Here is an 18,670-nt window from a genome sequence, read left to right as displayed (position 1 = left end):
TCGGAGCGGGGGAAGAACTCGTACCAGGACCCGAACAGTGCCCGCTCCCGCTCCACCAGCAGCGGCAGCGGCTGCGACGCGGTCACCAACTCCCGCAGCGGATACCGCGCGAGCACCCCGTCCACCTCCGGCGTCAGCGCCGCCGCGAGGCGGGTGGCGACCGGCAGCGAGTCGTCCCGGAGGGTCCGAGCCGCGGCGAGGACGACCTTGCGGGCCGCGCGTTCGGGCACTTTCGCGGCGGCCCGCTCGTACAGTTCGGCGCCCTCTTCGAGGACCAGCCCGGTGTCGATGCCCGCCGGCACCTTGATCCCGGCGATGTGCCGCCAGGTGGTGACCGGATCGCTCCACGCCTCGACAAAGTACGTCCACAGGCCCACGGCGTCCGGAGTGACCTCGGCGCCCCAGCGGTCGGTGCCGGGGGCGAGTTCGCGCATCGGTGTCCAGGGGCCGGGTCGGCCCTCGGGATCCCGCAGGACGACATTGGCGGCGACCGCGTCATGTCCCTCGCGGAACACGGTGGCCGTGACCTGGAACGTCTCTCCGGGCACGGCCTTCGCCGGGCGCCTGCCGCACTCCACGGCGGGATGGACGTCCCGGACCGGAATGCGGCCGATGGCCTCAGTCGTACTCATGGGTCTCACCTCCGTCGTACTCGAAGCCGGGCCCCTCGGCCCGGCTCGGGATACTGCACCTGAAAAGGGGGCTAGAGCCCCGCCCGGGAACGCTTTCCCGAGGGAGGTCCCCTCCGGGGGACCCGGCCCGGACGCGGTCGGCAGGTCTCGTCCCGCAGGTAGGTGGCCAGCGTCGTGCGCAAGTAGCGCTCGGCCGCCTCGGCGGCCTCACGCGCGCAGCGCTTTCCCATCAGCACGCAGAGGGTGTAGCCCGAGTCCTCGAAGCCGGTCCGCACCGCGCTGTCGGTGGGGGCCGCGAGCGTCGCACGCTCCCAGGCCCGGTACCGCCGCAGCTGCCGGGTGACCTCGGCTCTGGCTGGTAGCAGCATGGCGCCGTTCACCTTCCGGGCGCTCGATGGGCACGTTCCCGACGGTCGGGCCGGCGGCCGTGCCCGCGAGGGGGCACGGATCCGTTACGGCGATCGAGGCACCTTCACTCATGGTGCACGTGCGGCGACCCAGCGTCTTGTTAGAGCTTCAACCATCACGGTGGTTCGCTCGTGTTGCACGAATGGACTAGCACCCGCACTGTTGTTGTGACTCGGAAGCGAACAGTGCTCACGCTTCGTGTTCGGGGATCGGCTTGCGAGGGCGAGGGTGCGAGAGCCTCGCCGGTGAGGAGCCACGATGAAGACCGCAGTGCCCTGCTACTACCACCTCGACGTGGAAGTCAGCCCGGAACGCGTTGGACAGGTCAGCCGCATCCTCGCGGCACACCTGAAGTACTGGGACCTCGACCCGCTGGTCAAGCCCGTCTGCGGCAGCGCCGAGCTGCTGCTGAAGGCTATCGACGAGCACGCGACGGACAAGCACACATCCATCGAGATGTGGTGGAACGGCCAGCACCTGATCACCGCCGTCGGTGACAACGACCAGGCACTCCGCCCCGACCTCGATCTGCGGGCGTGCCTGGAGCACATCGCCGCGATGAGCGACGGCTGGGGCTGCTGCGCCACCGAGACCGGCAGCAAGGTCATCTGGTTCTCGCAGCGGGCCCGCGCCGGCGAGCGCGTCCCGCTGGTGCCGAAGGCGCCCGCCCCCGATCTGCGCGAGGGGCTGCAGGTGCCCCGCGAGACGCCGGTCGCCGCCCTCGCCACCCCGATGCTGCCGGCCGACGGCGCCCTGGAGGACGCGCGGTGACGAAGAAGAAGCCGAACGGCAAGGACGGGGTGCCCGCGTGGAGCGGGCACCCCTATCCCTTGGGCGCGTCCCACGACGGCAAGGGCACGAACTTCGCGCTGTTCAGCGAGGTCGCCGAACGCGTCGACCTCGTCCTGGTCGACGACCGCGGCAACCACCGCGACGTCCCCCTGACCGAGGTCGACGGCTTCGTCTGGCACGGCTACCTGCCCGACATCAAGCCCGGCCAGCGGTACGGCTACCGGGTGCACGGGCCCTGGCACCCGTCCGCCGGTCAGCGCTGCAACCCCGCGAAGCTGCTGCTCGACCCGTACGCCAAGGCCGTGGACGGACAGTTCGACAACCACCCCTCGCTGTACGAGCGCGCGGCGTCCGGGCCCGACCCGGCCGACAGCGCCGGGCACACCATGCTGGGCGTGGTCACCGACCCGGCGTTCGACTGGGGCGACGACCGCCCACTCGGACGGCCGTACGCCGACACGGTGATCTACGAGGCGCACGTGCGCGGACTGACCCGCACGCACCCCGACGTGCCGCCCGAGCTGCGCGGCACCTACGCGGGACTCGCGCATCCCGCCGTCGTGTCGCACCTCGGCTCGCTGGGCGTGACGGCGGTCGAGCTGATGCCGGTGCACCAGTTCGTGCAGGACGGTGTGCTCCAGGACCGCGGTCTGGCCAACTACTGGGGCTACAACACGATCGGATTCTTCGCTCCGCACAACGCCTACGCCGCGCACGGCACCCGGGGCCAGCAGGTCACCGAGTTCAAGTCGATGGTCAAGGCGCTGCACGCGGCCGGGCTCGAAGTGATCCTCGACGTGGTCTACAACCACACCGCCGAGGGCAACGAGAAGGGCCCCACGCTCTCCTTCCGGGGCATCGACAACTCCTCGTACTACCGCCTCGTCGACGGGGACTGGCGGCACTACTACGACACCACCGGCACCGGCAACAGCCTGCTCATGCGGCACCCCTACGTGCTCCAGCTGATCATGGACTCGCTGCGCTACTGGGTCACCGAGATGCATGTCGACGGCTTCCGCTTCGACCTCGCGGCCACGCTGGCGCGGCAGTTCCACGAGGTGGACCGGCTGTCGGCGTTCTTCGACCTGATTCAGCAGGACCCCGTCATCAGCAGGGTCAAGCTGATCGCCGAACCCTGGGACGTCGGCGAGGGCGGCTACCAGGTGGGCAACTTCCCGCCGCTGTGGTCGGAGTGGAACGGCATGTACCGCGACGCCGTACGGGACTTCTGGCGCGGCGAGGAACACACGCTCGGCGAGTTCGCGTCCCGGCTGACCGGCTCCTCCGACCTGTACCAGCACAGCAGGCGCCGCCCCCGCGCCAGCGTCAACTTCGTCACCGCGCACGACGGATTCACCCTGCGCGACCTCGTGTCGTACAACGACAAGCACAACGAGGCCAACGGCGAGGGCAACCGGGACGGCGAGAGCGCCAACCGCTCCTGGAACTGCGGCGCCGAGGGCGACACGAACGACGCGGGGGTGCTCGCCCTGCGTGCCCGCCAGCAGCGCAACTTCCTCGCCACCCTGCTGCTGTCCCAGGGCATCCCCATGCTCTGTCACGGCGACGAGATCGGGCGCACCCAGGGCGGCAACAACAACGCCTACTGCCAGGACAACGAGGTCTCCTGGATCGACTGGCGGCTGACCGGTGAGCAGCGGGAGCTGCGGGACTTCACGCGGTACGTCATCGCGCTGCGCGCCGCCCACCCGGTGCTGCGCCGGCGGCGCTTCTTCCGGGGCGAGACGGTCAGGCACGCCGGGCAGCCGCTGCCGGACCTGGTGTGGCTGCAGCCGGACGCGACCGAGATGGCGGACGAGGACTGGCAGCGCTCCGACGCGCACACCGTCGGTGTCTTCCTCAACGGCGACGCCATCGCCGAGCCCGACGCCTACGGGCGCCGCGTGGTCGACGACTCCTTCCTGCTGCTGCTCAACAGCTACTGGGAGCCGGTGGACTTCCGGCTCCCGGACAGCACGTACGGCGAACGCTGGACCACCCTCATCGACACCGCCGACCCCGAGGGGCCGCCGGACGAGACCGAGCACAAGGCGGCGACCACCCTCACGGTGGAGGCGCGCAGCCTCGTCCTGCTGTCCCGGCCGTCACGGAGCGCGCCACCCTCGTAGGCGGCGCCCGGTGCCCGCGCCGGGAGGCCCTCACGGCGCCCGGCGCGACGTCACCGTGAACTGCGCCCCGTCGGGGTCGCGCAGCACCGCCTCCTCGGCGCTCATGCGCAGCACGCTGCCGCCGTGGTGTTCCGCCGCCCGGACGCATTCCGCCACGTCGGCGACGGCGAAGTGGATCTGCCAGTGCGGGCGGATCGTCGGATCGGGAGCCGCTCCCAGGGCGCCGGACTCGATACGGGCCACCACATCGCCTCCGCTGCGCAGGACGACCTCCTCGCCCTCGTAGTTGATCTCGCAGCAGCCGCGGGCCGCCGAGGCCCACTCAAGGACCTCGCCGTAGAAGATCGCGGCGTCGAAGGCGTCCCGGGTGTGCAGCCGGATGAAGGCCGGCGCGGCGCGGTGCCAGGTCTCCCAGTCGGTGACCAGCTCACCCTCCCAGATGCCGAAGGTCGCGCCGTCCCGGTCGGCGAGCAGCGCCGCCCGGCCCGGCGGCAGCGAGATGGGTCCGACCGCCGCCGTACCGCCGCGCTCCTGCGCTCTGGCCACCGCGAGGTCCGCGCTGGGGACGGCGAAGTAGGGCGTCCAGGCGACGGCCATCTGCCACATGGCGGCGACCGCGGCGATTCCGGCCACCGGCGCCCCGTCCACCAGCGCGATCCGGAAGTGGTCGCCGAGCTTGGCCTTCCGCCACTCCCAGCCCAGCACGGCGGTGTAGAACTCCTCGGTGGCGCGGACGTCCCGGCTGGTGAGGCTCACCCAGCAGGGCGCACCGAAGGCGTCGTTCGTGGAGACCACGTCCGTCGCGCGGGCCGTGGGTGTCGTGTCATGTTGCATGGCAGTCGTCCTGGTCTCGTCGACCGGCAGCCACCGGTTCGACACCAGTGTCCAACCGGAACCGGTCATGGCGCCTGCCGAGTACCCCGGTGGCAGGCGTCAGTCCCAATGGGGAGGATGGGGGGATGGCAGGAATACCGCACGAGCCCGCCGGCGACACCGACCGGCTCCGGGCCTTGGAGGACGAGATCGTCCAGCTCAAGGAGGCCGTCTGTTCGCATGCCGTGGTCGACCAGGCGATCGGCATGATGGTGGCACTCGGAAGGGTGACGCCGGACGAGGGATGGGCGGTGTTGAAGGAGGTCTCCCAGCACACGAACACCAAGCTCCGCACGGTCGCGGAGCTGGTGCTGACCTGGGGCCGCGAGGGGGAGATGCCCCCGGGGATCCGCGCCGAGCTGGAGGACGCCCTGGACCGCTACGGTCCGACACAGATCCCCGGTGCACCTCCGCAGGGGTGACTGGTCCTGGCCTCAGCGGGGTGTCCCCGCGAGCAGTTCCTCGCGCAGCCTGGCGAAGCAGGCGGTGAGCAGCCGGGAGACGTGCATCTGCGAGATGCCCAGCTGCTGCGCGATGCAGCTCTGTGTCATCCCCTGGAAGAAGCGCAGATAGAGGATGGTCCGCTCGCGCTCCGGCAGGGCCTGGAGACAGGGCGCCACGGCGACCCGGTCCACCACGATGTCGTAGCTCGGGTCCAGTCCGCCGATCGCGTCCGCGAGGGCGTAGCCGTCGGTCCCGGGCATCTCGGCTTCCAGGGACAGCGCCGTGAAGCACTCCAAGGCCTCCATGCCGGTGCGCACCTCGTCCTCGCTGAGTTCCGCGTACGCGGCGATCTCGGCGATGGTGGGGGGTCGGCCGGGGGTGGTCTGGGAGAGCTCCTTCGTGGCACGCCGTACCCGGTTCCGCAGGTCCTGGACGCGGCGCGGGACGTGCAGCGTCCACATGTGGTCACGGAAGTGGCGCTTGATCTCGCCGGTGACCGTCGGCACGGCGTATGCCTCGAAGGCGCGGCCGCGTTCCGGGTCGTAGTGGTCGACGGCCTTGACCAGACCGAGGGCGGCGACCTGGTAGAGATCCTCCAGGGCCTCGCCGCGGCCCCGGAAGCGCACGGCGATCCGCTCCGCCATGGGCAGCCAGACCCTGACCAGTTCGTCCCGCAGCGCCTTGCGCTCCGGGCCGTCCGGCAGCTTCCGCAGGCGCACGAAATCGGCGGCCGTGTCGGGTGCGTCGTCGTGGGGGTGTTGCTTCGTTCTGCTGGCGGTACGCATGTGCGCGCCTCCCTCAGCAGGTGCCGGGTGGACAGACACCGTGGGTGGCGCGCCCGCACCGCGCACGGGAAATGACGCGGGGACGGCGTGGCGGTCCCACGGACGTGCCTCCTGTCCGAAGCACTCAAATAGGTCTTCCCGGTATAAACACACACGAAACACACTTCAGGTCTGCAGTGTGCTGTCTCGCCGACGCCGCCGACGCCGCCGACGCCGCCGACCGGCTCGTCGGTACTCCGGCGGCTTGGTGCGCCGGCTGGAACTGGCCCAGGCGCTCGTCAGCGCCCCACGACTGCTGATCCTCGACGAGCCGACGATCGGTTTCGACCCGATCGCCCGAACGGGTGTCTGGGAGCACGTCGACGCCGTCCGCGCCGCCACCGGCAAGACGGCGGGCATCGCCGCGGCCTCCTTCGCGCTGGGCCGGCCGGCCCGCTGAGCCGGGGCGCGAACGTGATGTGCGGCACGCCTGGGAGGGGGCCGGTGCGGATTCTCCCTGGGCACGGCTTGATCAGCGATCATGTGCGGGAAATCCCTGGCCACAGCCCATTCCGCTCATTTGACACTGCGCTGAGCCCACGGATAGGAAGCAGCTTCGAGAGGTCGAGAGGTGGAGTGTGTACGAGCCGAACGTGGTCGGGGACTGGCAGGAGTACGACGAGCATGCCGGTCTGCGCGTTCGTGTCCACGGTCTGGAGCGGGCCGAGCCGCCGCGCGGACGCGACGACGCCGCCGAGGGACTGACGTACTTCCGGCTGCGGGTGACCGTCGAGAACCGCGGTGAGAACCGCTTCGGCATCCACCTGGAGGACGGCCAGATCGACGTGCGCATCGGCCCCGACGGGGAGAGCGCGTTCGTCGACTGGCGCAACTCGCAGTTCATCGAGGGCTACGACGTCTACCCGCTGCGCCGGGCCACCGCCGTGATGTACGGGGCGGCGCCCGAGGCGGCCCTGGGACAGGTCGACGTCCAGATCCAGATGCGGGTGGACGACGACTGGGCCGACCGCCGGCTGTGGACGGGCGGCATCGGCCTGGACGAGGCCATCCCCTGCGCCCCGGCCGGAGCCGGCCGGGAGAGCCTCGCCCATCAGGTGAGCAAGTTCCTGCGCGACCAGGCCGAGGAGGGCACCGCCTGACGACGGTCGTCGACGGCGGTCAGTGCGGAATGCCGTCGATGATCTCGCGGGCGCCCTGACGCAGCAGGGCCACGGCGACCGACGTGCCGAGGGTGGCCGCGTCCAGCCGCCCCGCCCACTCGTGGGCGTTGAGACGGGTCTTGCCGTCCGGGGTGAACACGCAGGCCCGCAGGGAGAGTTCGCCGTGGTCGATGCGCGCGAACCCGGCGATCGGGCTGTTGCAGTGCCCTTGCAGCACATGCAGGAACATCCGCTCCGCCGTCGCCTCCCGGTGCGTGCCGGGGTCGCCGAGCGCGCTGATCGCGTCGATCAGATCGCCGTCGCCCTCGCGGCACTGGAGGGCGAGGATGCCCGCGCCGATGGGCGGCATCATCACCTCGGGGGAGAGGACCTCGCTGATCACGTCCTGGCGGCCCAGGCGCTCCAGACCGGAGACGGCCAGCAGCAGCGCGTCCGCGTCACCGGCGGCGAGCTTGTCCAGCCGTCGGCCCGCGTTGCCGCGGAAGGGCACGCACTCCAGGTGCGGATGGGTGGCGGCCAGCTGGGCGACCCGGCGCACCGAGGAGGTGCCGATACGGGTGCCGGACGGCAGTTCGTCCAGAGTGAGCCCGCCCGGATGCACCAGGGCGTCACGGATGTCGTCGCGCTTCAGGAACGCCGCGAACACCGTGCCGGCCGGCAGCGGGCGGTCGGCGGGCACGTCCTTGACGCAGTGCACCGCGAGATCGGCCTCACCGGCCAGCAGCGCCGCGTCGACCTCCTTGGTGAACGCGCCCTTGCCCTCGACCAGGGAGAGATCGCCGAGCCACTTGTCGCCGGTGGTCTTCACCGGCAGCACCTCGGTTCTCACCTCGGGGTAGCGGGCGGTCAACTCGGCCTGGACGCGGGCCACCTGGGCGAGCGCCATCGGTGAGTCGCGGGAGACGATGCGGATCAGTGCGGGGACCGGCATGCGGACACGATAGACCGTCACCGGCCCCCGCCGTGCACGAGAGCGCCTGTCAGGCGTTGGGGTCGAACGGGATGCCGGACGGCTTCGCCGAGGCCAGGTGGGAGGCGAAGCTGCTGTCCTTCAGGCCGAAGTTCGCGCTGCCGAAGTTGTACGACGTCAGCTTCTCCCGCACGCCCGCCGGGTAACCGTTCCAGCCGACCAGCGTCGGATACTGCCAGGTCCCCTTGTGGTTCTCCGGCGGGTCGTCGTTGGAGTTGGCGGCACGGAAGCAGTGCGTGCTGATGCCGTCCTTGTGGTAGACGACCTTCGCGTGCGTGCCCTCGAAGCGGATGGCCGAGGCGTTGTGCACGGTGAACGAGCCGTGGTTGGACGTCGAGACGTACTTGACCTGGTTGTCCTGCACCCACACCACGACGTGCTCCCAGTCGTGGCGGTGCCCGCCGATGCTGCTGCCCGGCAGGGCCTGGTCCTTCTCGAAGTACAGGCCGTACACGATGCCGCACCAGCCGTTGTTGCACTTGTAGCGCGAGTAGCTGTTCGTGTTGTCCAGGTCCGAGGCGTCCCGGCAGTTGCCGTTCAGCGCCCCGGTCGGGTTCAGGCCGCCGTTGACGGTGCCGTCCGCGCTGATGGCGGGCGTCGCGTAGCAGCCGTCCGTGTCGTAGTCGAAGGCCGGCTGGAACGTCCGCTCCAGACTGTCGGCGTTGCCGGGCAACGCCGGCGGCGGGGCGGCGAAGGCGGTGGCGGGAAAGGCTATGACGAGCGCGGCGGCACCACCGAGCACGGTGAGCCATCTCCTGCGGTGCGTGAGGGACTTCTGTGACGACACTGCGTCCTCCTCCTGGTTCGGGCGCAGCCCAAGGGCTGTGGGGGGAAAGGCAGTTCAGCTTCCCCGGAATGCCCTTCCGCGCCAAGAGGTCGCAGGCGTCCCGTTGGTGAAGGACAGCCCAATAGTTGTCTGCTGAAACGACGTCAGCCGAGGTGCTCCGGCAGGTCGGCCGTGGACTCCTCGGGCGTCAGGTCGGGCCGCAGCCGCAGCCAGGACGGCTGGCGCAGCAGCCCGGCCCGGGTACGGGTGCTGTAGCGGACCTCACCGACCAGCCGGGGCAGCACCCAGCGCGCTCCCGGCGCCGGCGGTACCGGATCGAAGGGGCAGACGTCGCTCGCGTGCTCCCGCAGCAGCGCCGCGAGTTCAGTCCGTTCGGCCTCGCTCCAGCCGGTGCCCACGCCGCCGACGTACCGCAGCCGTCCGGCGGCGTCGCGCTGGCCGACCAGCACCGCGCCGGGCAGGCCGGTCAGCCGGCCCTTGCCGGGCTGCCAGCCGCCCACGACGACGTCCTCGCCGCGCATGTTGCGGATCTTGATCCAGGCGCGGGAGCGCACACCCGGTTCGTACACCGAGTCCAGCCGCTTGCAGACCAGGCCCTCCAGACCGTGGTCGAGGGTGGCCTGGAGGGCCTGTGCGCCGTGGCCCACCAGCGCGCCCGGTGTGGACCAGAACGGTCCGGCCAGGCCCAGCTCCTCCAGCCGGGCGCGCCGCCGGGCGTAGGACTGCCCGGTCAGGGAGTGCCCGGCCAGGTGCATCACGTCGAACAGCACGAGATGGACCGGCACCTGAGCCGCCCGGCGCGCCGCCCGTACGGGCGAGTGGGCGAGGCCCATACGGGACTGCAACAACTGGAAGTCGGCGCGCCCCTGTTCGTCCAGGGCCAGCACCTCCCCGTCCAGCACCGCGGCCGTACCGCCGAGGGCGGCACCGAGCGGCAGCAGTTCGGGGTAGGCGCCGGTGATCTCCTCGCCGGACCTGGCGCGCAGCACCACGCTTCCGTCGCCGGGGAGATACACCACCGCGCGCTGGCCGTCCTGCTTGGTCTCGTACGCCCACCGCGCGTCCTGGGCGGCGGGTGGCAGGGCGCCGGGTGTGGCGAGCATGGGGGCGATCAGCGGCAGGGTCACGGCTTGAGGTGTCGACGCGGCGGGGCGGCGCCACGCGCCCCGCCCGCAGGTTTCCCCTGAACGGAGGGCGGGGTCAGAGCGCCGCGGACGGCGGCGGCATGGCTCCCGCCAACCCCGACTGGTAGGCGATGACGACCAGTTGGGCACGGTCCCGGGCGCCCAGCTTCGTCATCGCCCGGTCCACGTGGGAGCGCACTTCCGGCGTGCTGACCAGGAGCTTCTCCGCGATCTCCGCGTTGGTCCGGCCCTCGGCCACCCGGCCCATCACCTCGCGCTCCTCGGCGGTCAGCGCGGCGAGGTCCTCGGGAGCGGCGAGCCGTGCGCCCTCCTCGGGCGCGGACAGGAAGCGGGTGATCAGGGCGCGGGTGGCGAGCGGGGAGAGCAGGGACTCGCCGGCCGCCACGGTCCGGACGCCGTCGAGCAGGGCGTCGGGGGTGGCCTCCTTGCCGAGGAACCCGCTGGCCCCGGCCGCCAGTGCCTCGGCGACGTCCTCGTCGATCTCGGAGGTGGCGAGGACCAGCACACGGGTCGCGGACAGGTCCGGGTCGGCGCAGATGGTGGACGTGGCGGCCAGTCCGTCACTGCCGGGCAGGCGGATGTCCATCAGGACGACATCGGGCCGGTGGGCCCGGGCGAGCTCGATCGCCCGGGCGCCGTCGACGGCCTCCCCGACCACCTCCATGTCGTCGCAGGAGTCGATCAGGATCCGGAAGGCGGCCCGCAGCAGGGCCTGGTCGTCGGCGAGCAACACGCGGATGGTCATGAGGTGCGTTCTTCCCTTGCCTGGGGAGCGGGGGTGCGGCGGCGCGGTGGTGACCTCGTCGGTGACGTGATCCCGGCCGGCCGGGATCTCCGGTCGGGAGTCTTGTCCCATGGTGGGCGATCTCCACCGATAAGGCCGGTCGGCTTCCCCTGCCGTCGGCACATGTCATCCGCGCGAGGTACCCGCCCCCTGGCGCGTCGCACACCGCCCGTGGCCTGCACGCGGCGGGCGACGGACCGGACGTGCCTCGCAGGTGGCGGATCTCGGGAAGCGCCGCGGCGGCCATTGCGCCTGACGGCGTGTGACGGACGGGCACGGCGCCTGCGCGACGCGCCGCCCGCTGGGGGGCTCGTGCGTGGGCACCTCGGCGGCGCGTCGCCCGCCCGGCGTGGCTCGCACGTGACGGACCTCGCGGCACGCCGCGCACCACTTTGGCATGCCTTCTGCGCGGCGCCCTCGGCGGCGCTGCTCTTCGCCGAGCGCGGCGTGTACGCCGTGTCCAACCGTCAGGTCGGCGAGGCCGCGGGCCAGGGCAGCAACGCCGCCGTCGGCTACCACTTCGGCACCAAGGCCGACCTCGTCCGCGCCGTCGCCGCCCGGCACGACGCGCGGATCGAGGAGGGCCGCGCCCGGACGCTGGCAGAGGCCGGCGACTCCACCGACGTACGCGACTGGGTCGCCTGTCTGGTGCGGCCGGTCACCGGGCATCTGGCGGAGCTGGGCAGCCCCACCTGGTACGCGCGGTTTGCGCAGGTGATGACCGACCCCGCGCTGCACCGGATCATGGTCGAGGAGTCGCTGACCTCGCCGTCGCTGCGGGAGATCCGCGACCGGCTGCGCCGGTGCCTGCCAAAATTACTTGAGTTAGGCAACAAATGGTAAAGTGGGAGGCATGCCCTCACCGCCGCTCCCCCCGGGCCCCGTGTCCCCCGAGATCGTCGAGATCGAGCGGGCCCTCACGCGCATCACCTACCTCAACACCCGCGCCCGGCAGCACGACCGCCTGATGGCTCTGGCCTCAGTGCCGCTGGACCGCGCGGCAGTGGCGCTGCTGCGGCAGGTCGCGGACTCGGAGTCGCTGCGCCCGGGGGAGCTGGCCAACCGGCTCGGCGTGGAGGCCTCGCATGTCACGCGCACGGTGCAGCAGTTGCAGCGCGCCGGGTTCGTCACCCGTGTCCCCGACCCCGAAGACCGGCGCGCCCAGCGCATCGAACTCACCGACACCGGGCGCGAGGCCATCGAGCGGATCCGCGACGTCGGCGCGCGCGGCATGCAACTGGCCCTGTCCGAGTGGTCGCCCGAGGAACTGCGCCGGCTCGCGACGCTGTTCCACCGGATGGTCGACGACTTCCTCGCGGTGACGATCGACGACGACTCGGACCAGCGGGCCACCGCGGAGGCGGGCACTCCCTGAGGCCGAGGGCGCACGCGGGGCCGCCACCGCCTTACCGGCGAGTAGTATCTCGCGTCAGGCGATCCGAGGAGGAACCGTGCCCCCGTCCCAGCCGCTGGTCGGCGACAAGATCGAGGACTTCGAGCTGCCGGACGAGACGGGCACGCCCCGCCTGCTGACAGAACTGCTCAGCGACGGACCCGTCGTGCTGTTCTTCTACCCCGCCGCCCTCACCGCCGGCTGCACCACGGAGGCCTGCCACTTCCGGGATCTGGCGGCCGAGTTCGCCGCCGCCGGCGGGCGGCCCGTCGGCATCAGCGGTGACCCGGTCGAGCGGCAGGCGGAGTTCGCCGGACGCTACACGCTCGGCATGCCGCTGCTGTCCGACGTGGACGGTGCGATCCGTGAACGGTTCGGTGTGAAGCGGGGCTTCCAGCTGGCCCCGACCAAGCGGGTCACCTTCGTCATCGCCGAGGACCGCACGGTTGTGGAGGTCGTCCGCAGCGAACTGCGTATGAACACCCACGCCGACCGGGCCCTCGCCGCCCTGCGTGCGCACCGGGGCGCGGGAGCCACTGACTGACGGAGCCGTATCCGCGATACTGGACGCATGCGGCTGCGAGGCACGGCCTGCGCCACCGCCTGCATGGTGCTGGCGGCCGCGACGGGCTGCACGAACGGCGAAGCCGCCGCTCCTGGGAGGTCCGAACCGGCAGCGACCCGCACCGAGCGCCCGGCCGCCGCCACCACCCCGACGCCCGATCCGCCCGACCCCGTGTCCCTCCCGGGTCTCATCGCCCGCGAGCACACGGGCTCCGGACTGCGCCTCGGCGCCGTGCGGACCCGGACCGGCGCCTACACCCAGTACGCCGTCACCTACGAGGCGAACGGCCTCACCATCTCCGGCCTCATGAACGTGCCCGAGGGGAAGGGCCCCTTCCCGGCGCTCGTGCTCGCGCACGGCTACATCGACCCCGCCGTCTACACCACCGGCCGCGGACTGGCCCGCGAGCAGGACCTGCTCGCCCGCAACGGCTATGTGGTCCTGCACACCGACTACCGCAACCACGCCGGCTCCGACGACGACCCGGACAACGACGTCAACCTCCGCCTCGGCTACACCGAGGACGTCATCGCCGCCGTCAAGGCCCTGCGCGGCGCCGGCCGCCCGGAGATCGACGGGGACCGGATCGGCCTGCTGGGCCGCTCCATGGGCGGTGGCGTCGTGTACAACACGCTGGTCGTAACGCCGGGTCTGGTGGACGCCGCCGTCGTCCACGCGCCGGTCAGCTCCCGTCCCGAGGAGAACATCGACCGGTTCCAGCGCCCCGACGGCGACCCGGTGGTCGCAGAGATCGAGGCCGCGCACGGCACCCCCGAGCAGAACCCCGACTTCTGGCGGGAGGTCTCACCGGTCACCTACGCCGACCGGGTGACCGAACCGCTCCTCATCCAGCACGGCACCGCCGACGCCACCTGCCCGCTGAAGTGGTCCGAGCAGACCGCGGCCGCGTTCGAGGCGGCGGGCAAGGACGTCCGGCTGGTGAAGCAGCCGGGGGAGGGCCACACGTTCCACGCCCGCTGGCGGGCCTCCATGGACGCCACCATGGACTTCTTCGGACGACACCTGCGCTGACGCCGGGCGGGGCACTTCGGCGTCGGGCCACGCGGGTCAGTCGTCCCGGACGTCCGCGGCGACCTGGGCGAGCGTGCGGCCGCTGCGCACCGAACGGGCCCGCCGCGGGTCCGGCGTTCCCCGCCCCGCCCCCGTGTGCCCGGCCTTCACCAGCAGCCAGGCCTCCGCGTCGCCCTGATCGCCCCGGAACCGGGTGAGCGCGTACTCGCCGTGCAGCTTCGAGCCGTTGAGCCGGAACGTGGCGTGCCCCCGCTCCAGCGACTCCCCGAAGTCGACCGGCTGCCCCTGGCGGTCGTGGCTCATCGGCTCGTACGTCCCGATGTCCCAGACGATCACCGTGCCGCCGCCGTACTCGCCCGCCGGGATGACGCCCTCGAACTCCTGGTACTCCAGCGGGTGGTCCTCCGTCGGCACCGCGAGCCGCTTGTCCTTCGGGTCGGCGGACGGCCCCTTCGGGACCGACCAGGACTTCAGCACGTCGTCGACCTGCAGCCGGAAGTCGAAGTGCAGGGTGCTCGCGTCATGGATCTGCACCACGAACCGGGGGGCGTCGCCCGGGGGGCCCGCACGCCCCTCGGGCTCGCCGGTCCGCCCGAAATCACGTTTGCCGCGGTAGGTCCGCAGCCGGTCGCCGTCACCCACCCGTGACTCCTTCCGTGCGCCCGCGCCACCGGGTACCCGGGCCCACCGGGCTCAGAACTCCTCGTGCACCTCGGGATCCCCACCGGTGCGCTGCGGCGCGCGGTCGGCGATGGCCTGCATCTGGGCGGGGCCCAGGGTGAACCCGAAGACGTCGAGGTTCTGCCGCTGCCGCTCGGCGTCCGCCGACTTGGGGACGGGCAGCGCGCCCAACTGGGTGTGCCAGCGCAGCACGACCTGACCGGGCGTCACACCGTGCGTCTCGGCGATGGTGACGACGACGGGATCCTGGAGCAGGTCGGTGCCCCGGCCGAGCGGGGTCCAGCTCTCGGTGATGATGCCCTTGTCGGCGTGGAAGGCCCGTGCCTCCTCCTGCGGGAAGTACGGATGCAGCTCGATCTGGTTCACGGCGGGCAGCACGCCCGTCTCCTTCTCCAGCCGCTCGATGTGCTCGGCCGTGAAGTTGGAGACCCCGATCGACCGTACGAGGCCCTCCTCGCGCAGTTTGATCATGGCCCGCCAGGAGTCGACGTACTTTCCGACGCGGGCGAGTGGCCAGTGGATCAGATACAGGTCCACCTGCTCCACGCCCAGCCGACGCCGGGACTCCTCGAAGGAGGCGAGGGTCTCCTCGTAGCCGTGGTGGCGGCCCGGGAGCTTCGTCGTCACCACGATGTCCTCACGCGGGACCGGGCTGCGGGCGATCGCGCGGCCCACGCCGGTCTCGTTGCGGTAGTTCGTCGCCGTGTCGATCAGGCGATAGCCCAGGTCGAGGGCGGTGAGCACCGCCCGCTCGGCGTGCGCGTCGTCCAGCGGCCAGGTGCCCAGGCCAATGGCGGGGAGCGTCGTGCCGTCGTTGAGCGTGTGCGCCGGAATGCCGTTCACGGTCCACCCTTCCGCTCTGCTGTGCCGTACCGCCAGTATGGGCGGGCCCGGCAGGACCCGCCCACGCGACCGCCAACCCCGTGTGCCGGGCCGCCGCCCGCAATGGCCGACGGCCCGCCTCGTTGCCCACGGTGGATGATCGCTGTCACGCTCTTCGACGGAGCCGGCCGGACGACCAACGGAGTGCGCATGACGACGGACAGGGCCATGGCGGGGAAGCGAACCACGGGAGTCGAGGTGAACCCCGTCGCGGGGTACATCGGAGCCGAGATCACCGGTGTCGACCTGGCCGGTGAGCTGGACGACGCCCAGGTGGCCGCGATTCGCGAGGCGGTGCTGCGCTGGAAGGTGGTGTTCTTTCGGGGGCAGCGCCTGGACCACGCCGCGCATGTGGCGTTCGCACGGCGGTTCGGCGAGCCGGTGGTCCTCGGGCGGCGGGGCAGCGCCTCGCCGGCCGGCTTCCCGGAGATCGAGACGACCGCCGACCGGCTGGAGCTGGGAGGCCGGTTCGGCATGGAGCACGAGGAGTGGCTCCAGCGCCGCCGCCACACCCTGCTGCGCGGCTGGCACTGCGACCACGGCGCCCGGATCGACCCGCCGGCCGCGACGATCCTTCGCGCAGAGACCGTCCCGCCGTACGGCGGCGACACGACCTGGTCGAACCTGGCGGCGGCGTACGCCGGACTGTCCGCGCCGGTGCGGCAGTTCGTGGACGGGCTGCGGGCCGAGCACCGGCTCGGCGTCGGCTACCAGCCCCGGCCCGGCGACGACGCCTACCTGCGCCACCTGCTGGACCGTCAGGTCGCCTCGGTGCATCCGCTGGTGCGTGTCCACCCCGAGACCGGTGAGCGGGTGCTCTACGTCAACGGCTACTACGTCGAGCAGATCACCGACGTCTCCCGCCCCGAGAGCCGGTTGCTGCTGGAGATGCTGCTGGAACAGGCCGTCCGCCCCGAGTACACGGTCCGCTTCCGCTGGGAGCCGGGCAGCGTGGCCTTCTGGGACAACCGCGCCACCATCCATCTGGCGCCCAGCGACAACGCGCACCTCGATCACCCCCGGATCATGCACCGGGTGATGCTCGCCGGTGACGTCCCCGTCGGCGTGGACGGCAAGCCCTCGGAGCCGATCACCGGCACCGAGCCGGGACGCTGGTGAGTCACGCGCCCGGCCGTCGCCCCAGCGCCGGAGCCAGCTTCGTCGCCATGTCGGTGAGGATCTGCTCGTAGTCCTCGTGCGTGAAGCTGAACGGCAGCGCGAACGCCACCTCGTCCACCTCCCGGAACGCGGCGTGCGCGGCGAGGCGTTCGGCGAGTTCCTCGGACGTGCCGACCAGGTCCGGCGCGAACAGCAGCCGCGCGGGGCCCTGCGGGGACGCCGTACGGGCCAGGCGCCCGGCGGCGTCTCCTCAAAGCGGTCTGCGGTGTTCCCCGCCCGGGGCAGGCGTGGAAGTGCGGGGCGCTTGATCGGGTGTTGCAATGAGGCCGTGAACCAGGACATCGAGGAAATGGGGCCGATCGACTATCTGATCATCGAGTTCCCCGGCAACCGTATGACGGGTGAGGGGCTCCCGTTGCTCGTCGATCTGGTGGAGCGCGGCATCATCCGGATCATCGACCTGGTCTTCGTGCGCAAGGAGGCCGACGGGTCGGTGGGCGTGGTCGAGTTGGCCCAGGGAGTGCTCACCGAGGAGGAGTTCGAAGCCCAGAAGCGCCGGGTCCTTGCCTGAGCCGGAGGGGCGAGCAGCCGCGCGGGATACGGCTCCCGCCACCGCGGCCCCCGCCGGTACCCAGCCGGACGAGGCGGAGCGGCTACGTGATCTGCTGCGCACCCCGGCTTATCAGAAGGCCCTCCTCCTCTCGGCGCTCCTCGGTGTCCCGGTCTCCCTCGCCGCGTTCTGGTTCCTCGCCGCGCTCCATGAGCTGGAGCACCTGATGTGGGCGGAACTGCCGGCGCGGCTGGGCTGGGGTATTCCGCCCTGGTGGTGGCCCCTGCCGCTGCTCGCGGTCGCCGGCCTCGCCGTCGGGCTCGTCGTCAAGCGCCTGCCGGGCGCCGGTGGCCACATCCCCGCCGCGGGCCTGAACGCCAAGGGGACGACCCCCGCCGCCCTGCCGGGGGTGATCCTCGCGGCTGTGGTCAGTCTGCCGCTCGGCGCCACACTGGGCCCGGAAGCCCCGTTGATCGCGCTCGGCGGCGGCCTCGCACTGCTGCTCGCGGAACTGATGCGGTCGCAGAAGACACCGCAGGGCTCGGCGCTCCTCGGCGCGGCCGGTGCCGCCGCGGCGCTGGCCGCGATCTTCGGAAATCCGCTCGCCGCCGCCGTGATCCTCATCGAGATGGCCGGAGTAGGTGGCCCTCAGCTGTTCGCGGTCATGCTGCCGGCACTGCTGTCCAGCGGGATCGGGGCCCTCGTCTTCACCGGATTCGGCCGCTGGACCGGGCTCTCCACGGGAAACCTTTCACTGACCTTGGGCGTTCCGATCCCCCGCCTCGATGCGGGGGACGTGCTCTGGACCGTGGTGATGGCTGTCGGTATCGCCGTCGCACTTCACACGGTTCGGGCCGCCGGGCGGCGGGCGGCGGGATTCGTCTCGGCGCGGCCGATCACCGGCACGGTGATCTGCGCCCTCGCCGCCGGGGCATGCGCCGCGGTGTACACACTGGCCGTCGGGCGGAGTCCCGCGGACGTGGCGTCGTCCGGCCAGGCCTTGCTGGGCCGGATGGCCGAGGATCCGCATTCCTGGGGCGTCGGAGCCCTGGTCGCCGTGCTCCTGTGCAAGGGAGTGGCGTACGGGCTGTGTCTCGGCGGCCTGCGTGGCGGTCCCATCTTTCCCGCGCTGCTCCTCGGCGCCGCGGCGGGTGTGCTGCTGGCACCGCTGCCCGGGCTGGGAGTCGCGCCCGGCATGGCGGCGGGCATGGCGGCCGCGGCGGCGGCCATGCTGCGGCTGCCGGTCAGCAGCGTGGTGCTGGTGGTCCTGGTACTGCGCAGCGAGGAGGTGATCCCCGTGGTGATCATCGCGTCCGTCGTGGCCTTCGTGACGGTCCAGTTGCTGCCGGCCGGGCGCCCTGTGCCACCGGCGGTGGGCCGGAAGGGGGCGACGTGACAGCCGCCCGGCGAGCTCGCGGGGAACGACCGGCCCCGGTCGTGCGGGGACGCGGTGTGTTGCCGGTGGTACGGGGAGCTGGTCTGCCCGCGGGGGCACTTGCTCGCGTGCGGTACGTTCGAAAAGGGGCCAGGGCCGCA

19 protein-coding genes and 4 pseudogenes are annotated in these 18,670 nt (G+C 71.8%); 12 read left to right on the top strand and 11 right to left on the bottom strand.

Annotated features, from left to right (window positions below; all coding sequences use genetic code 11):
- Together AB0O67_RS18475 and AB0O67_RS18470 are read right to left on the bottom strand one after the other, a co-directional pair.
- Nucleotides 1-632, bottom strand: a 632-nt coding sequence (locus AB0O67_RS18475; protein WP_365451255.1) for a maltotransferase domain-containing protein, incomplete at its 3' end; no start/stop codon positions are given.
- Between the two features lie 71 nt (nt 633-703).
- Nucleotides 704-1,000 carry a DUF5133 domain-containing protein gene (locus AB0O67_RS18470; protein ID WP_365451253.1) on the bottom strand — a complete coding sequence of 99 codons (297 nt, stop codon included), beginning with the start codon at nt 998-1,000 and terminating at the stop codon, nt 704-706.
- 298 nt (nt 1,001-1,298) lie between these two features.
- Between AB0O67_RS18470 and AB0O67_RS18465 the strand changes: the two genes are divergently transcribed.
- Both AB0O67_RS18465 and glgX read left to right on the top strand, forming a co-directional pair.
- Nucleotides 1,299-1,811 carry a pep a2 gene (locus tag AB0O67_RS18465; RefSeq protein ID WP_365451251.1) on the top strand — a complete coding sequence of 171 codons (513 nt, stop codon included), beginning with the start codon at nt 1,299-1,301 and terminating at the stop codon, nt 1,809-1,811.
- Nucleotides 1,808-3,964: a glycogen debranching protein GlgX gene (gene glgX / locus AB0O67_RS18460; RefSeq protein ID WP_365451249.1), complete on the top strand. Its 2,157-nt coding sequence runs from the start codon at nt 1,808-1,810 to the stop codon at nt 3,962-3,964. Before AB0O67_RS18465 ends, glgX begins: the two co-directional genes overlap by 4 nt.
- A 30-nt stretch (nt 3,965-3,994) precedes the next feature.
- On the opposite strand, the gene AB0O67_RS18455 is transcribed toward glgX, so the two are convergent.
- Nucleotides 3,995-4,798 (bottom strand): VOC family protein, encoded by an 804-nt coding sequence (locus AB0O67_RS18455; RefSeq protein ID WP_365451247.1) that lies wholly within the window; start codon nt 4,796-4,798, stop codon nt 3,995-3,997.
- 125 nt (nt 4,799-4,923) lie between these two features.
- Between AB0O67_RS18455 and AB0O67_RS18450 the strand changes: the two genes are divergently transcribed.
- Nucleotides 4,924-5,259, top strand: a complete 336-nt coding sequence (locus AB0O67_RS18450; protein WP_365451245.1) for an ANTAR domain-containing protein — start codon at nt 4,924-4,926, stop codon at nt 5,257-5,259.
- 12 nt (nt 5,260-5,271) lie between these two features.
- Here AB0O67_RS18450 and AB0O67_RS18445 read toward each other — a convergent pair whose 3' ends face one another.
- Entirely contained in the window at nt 5,272-6,066 is a 795-nt protein-coding gene (locus tag AB0O67_RS18445) for an RNA polymerase sigma factor SigF (RefSeq protein WP_365451244.1), read from the bottom strand.
- Between the two features lie 223 nt (nt 6,067-6,289).
- Here AB0O67_RS18445 and AB0O67_RS18440 point away from each other — a divergent pair.
- Together AB0O67_RS18440 and AB0O67_RS18435 are read left to right on the top strand one after the other, a co-directional pair.
- Nucleotides 6,290-6,451 (top strand): annotated as a pseudogene (locus AB0O67_RS18440) (ATP-binding cassette domain-containing protein); the annotation flags it as partial.
- Between the two features lie 232 nt (nt 6,452-6,683).
- Nucleotides 6,684-7,205 carry a hypothetical protein gene (locus AB0O67_RS18435; protein ID WP_365451242.1) on the top strand — a complete coding sequence of 174 codons (522 nt, stop codon included), beginning with the start codon at nt 6,684-6,686 and terminating at the stop codon, nt 7,203-7,205.
- A gap of 19 nt (nt 7,206-7,224) precedes the next feature.
- Here the strand turns inward: AB0O67_RS18435 and hemC are convergent, their stop codons facing one another.
- The 4 genes from hemC to AB0O67_RS18415 all read right to left on the bottom strand — a co-directional run bounded on the left by hemC (nt 7,225) and on the right by AB0O67_RS18415 (nt 10,873).
- Nucleotides 7,225-8,157, bottom strand: coding sequence for a hydroxymethylbilane synthase (gene hemC, locus AB0O67_RS18430; RefSeq protein WP_365451240.1), 933 nt, complete (start codon nt 8,155-8,157; stop codon nt 7,225-7,227).
- Between the two features lie 49 nt (nt 8,158-8,206).
- Entirely contained in the window at nt 8,207-8,983 is a 777-nt protein-coding gene (locus AB0O67_RS18425) for an NPP1 family protein (protein WP_365451238.1), read from the bottom strand.
- 143 nt (nt 8,984-9,126) lie between these two features.
- Nucleotides 9,127-10,110, bottom strand: coding sequence for an ATP-dependent DNA ligase (locus AB0O67_RS18420; RefSeq protein WP_365451236.1), 984 nt, complete (start codon nt 10,108-10,110; stop codon nt 9,127-9,129).
- Between the two features lie 73 nt (nt 10,111-10,183).
- Nucleotides 10,184-10,873 carry a response regulator transcription factor gene (locus AB0O67_RS18415; RefSeq protein ID WP_365451261.1) on the bottom strand — a complete coding sequence of 230 codons (690 nt, stop codon included), beginning with the start codon at nt 10,871-10,873 and terminating at the stop codon, nt 10,184-10,186.
- A 465-nt stretch (nt 10,874-11,338) separates the two neighbouring features.
- Here AB0O67_RS18415 and AB0O67_RS18410 point away from each other — a divergent pair.
- The 4 genes and pseudogenes from AB0O67_RS18410 to AB0O67_RS18395 all read left to right on the top strand — a co-directional run.
- Nucleotides 11,339-11,731 (top strand): annotated as a pseudogene (locus AB0O67_RS18410) (TetR family transcriptional regulator); the annotation flags it as partial.
- 34 nt (nt 11,732-11,765) lie between these two features.
- The gene (locus AB0O67_RS18405; protein WP_365451234.1) at nt 11,766-12,287 is read left to right on the top strand and encodes a MarR family transcriptional regulator; all 522 of its coding nucleotides are present in this window, start codon (nt 11,766-11,768) and stop codon (nt 12,285-12,287) included.
- A 76-nt stretch (nt 12,288-12,363) separates the two neighbouring features.
- Entirely contained in the window at nt 12,364-12,849 is a 486-nt protein-coding gene (locus tag AB0O67_RS18400) for a peroxiredoxin (RefSeq protein ID WP_365451232.1), read from the top strand.
- 27 nt (nt 12,850-12,876) lie between these two features.
- Nucleotides 12,877-13,902, top strand: a complete 1,026-nt coding sequence (locus AB0O67_RS18395) for an alpha/beta fold hydrolase (RefSeq protein ID WP_365451230.1) — start codon at nt 12,877-12,879, stop codon at nt 13,900-13,902.
- A 36-nt stretch (nt 13,903-13,938) separates the two neighbouring features.
- Here AB0O67_RS18395 and AB0O67_RS18390 read toward each other — a convergent pair whose 3' ends face one another.
- Nucleotides 13,939-14,544: a DNA polymerase ligase N-terminal domain-containing protein gene (locus AB0O67_RS18390; RefSeq protein WP_365451228.1), complete on the bottom strand. Its 606-nt coding sequence runs from the start codon at nt 14,542-14,544 to the stop codon at nt 13,939-13,941.
- A 51-nt stretch (nt 14,545-14,595) separates the two neighbouring features.
- Nucleotides 14,596-15,426: an aldo/keto reductase gene (locus tag AB0O67_RS18385; RefSeq protein WP_365451226.1), complete on the bottom strand. Its 831-nt coding sequence runs from the start codon at nt 15,424-15,426 to the stop codon at nt 14,596-14,598.
- A gap of 189 nt (nt 15,427-15,615) precedes the next feature.
- Between AB0O67_RS18385 and AB0O67_RS18380 the strand changes: the two genes are divergently transcribed.
- A complete protein-coding gene (locus AB0O67_RS18380; RefSeq protein ID WP_365451224.1) occupies nt 15,616-16,584 on the top strand; it encodes a TauD/TfdA family dioxygenase in 969 nt (322 codons plus the stop codon).
- 1 nt (nt 16,585) lies between these two features.
- On the opposite strand, the pseudogene AB0O67_RS18375 reads toward AB0O67_RS18380, so the two are convergent.
- A pseudogene (locus tag AB0O67_RS18375) lies at nt 16,586-16,819 on the bottom strand (LLM class flavin-dependent oxidoreductase); the annotation flags it as partial.
- A 93-nt stretch (nt 16,820-16,912) separates the two neighbouring features.
- Between AB0O67_RS18375 and AB0O67_RS18370 the strand changes: the two are divergent.
- A pseudogene (locus tag AB0O67_RS18370) lies at nt 16,913-17,098 on the top strand (DUF6325 family protein); the annotation flags it as partial.
- Nucleotides 17,099-17,246: 148 nt separating this feature from the next.
- The gene (locus tag AB0O67_RS18365; protein WP_365451259.1) at nt 17,247-18,530 is read left to right on the top strand and encodes a chloride channel protein; all 1,284 of its coding nucleotides are present in this window, start codon (nt 17,247-17,249) and stop codon (nt 18,528-18,530) included.
- Nucleotides 18,531-18,670 lie beyond the last annotated feature (140 nt).

It is taken from the genome of Streptomyces sp. NPDC086077, from assembly GCF_040686175.1.
Classification (GTDB): Bacteria; Actinomycetota; Actinomycetes; order Streptomycetales; family Streptomycetaceae; genus Streptomyces.
The sequence above is the reverse complement of the archived record's forward strand: the minus strand, read 5'-3'. Positions and strand labels throughout refer to the sequence as shown.

Coding starts and splice junctions, on each gene's coding strand:
- AB0O67_RS18470 (WP_365451253.1), bottom strand. CDS start 1,000: ATGCTGCTACCAGCCAGAGCCGAGGTCACCCGGCAGCTGCGGCGGTAC.
- AB0O67_RS18465 (WP_365451251.1), top strand. CDS start 1,299: ATGAAGACCGCAGTGCCCTGCTACTACCACCTCGACGTGGAAGTCAGC.
- AB0O67_RS18455 (WP_365451247.1), bottom strand. CDS start 4,798: ATGCAACATGACACGACACCCACGGCCCGCGCGACGGACGTGGTCTCC.
- AB0O67_RS18450 (WP_365451245.1), top strand. CDS start 4,924: ATGGCAGGAATACCGCACGAGCCCGCCGGCGACACCGACCGGCTCCGG.
- AB0O67_RS18445 (WP_365451244.1), bottom strand. CDS start 6,066: ATGCGTACCGCCAGCAGAACGAAGCAACACCCCCACGACGACGCACCC.
- hemC (WP_365451240.1), bottom strand. CDS start 8,157: ATGCCGGTCCCCGCACTGATCCGCATCGTCTCCCGCGACTCACCGATG.
- AB0O67_RS18415 (WP_365451261.1), bottom strand. CDS start 10,873: ATGACCATCCGCGTGTTGCTCGCCGACGACCAGGCCCTGCTGCGGGCC.
- AB0O67_RS18405 (WP_365451234.1), top strand. CDS start 11,766: ATGCCCTCACCGCCGCTCCCCCCGGGCCCCGTGTCCCCCGAGATCGTC.
- AB0O67_RS18395 (WP_365451230.1), top strand. CDS start 12,877: ATGCGGCTGCGAGGCACGGCCTGCGCCACCGCCTGCATGGTGCTGGCG.
- AB0O67_RS18380 (WP_365451224.1), top strand. CDS start 15,616: ATGACGACGGACAGGGCCATGGCGGGGAAGCGAACCACGGGAGTCGAG.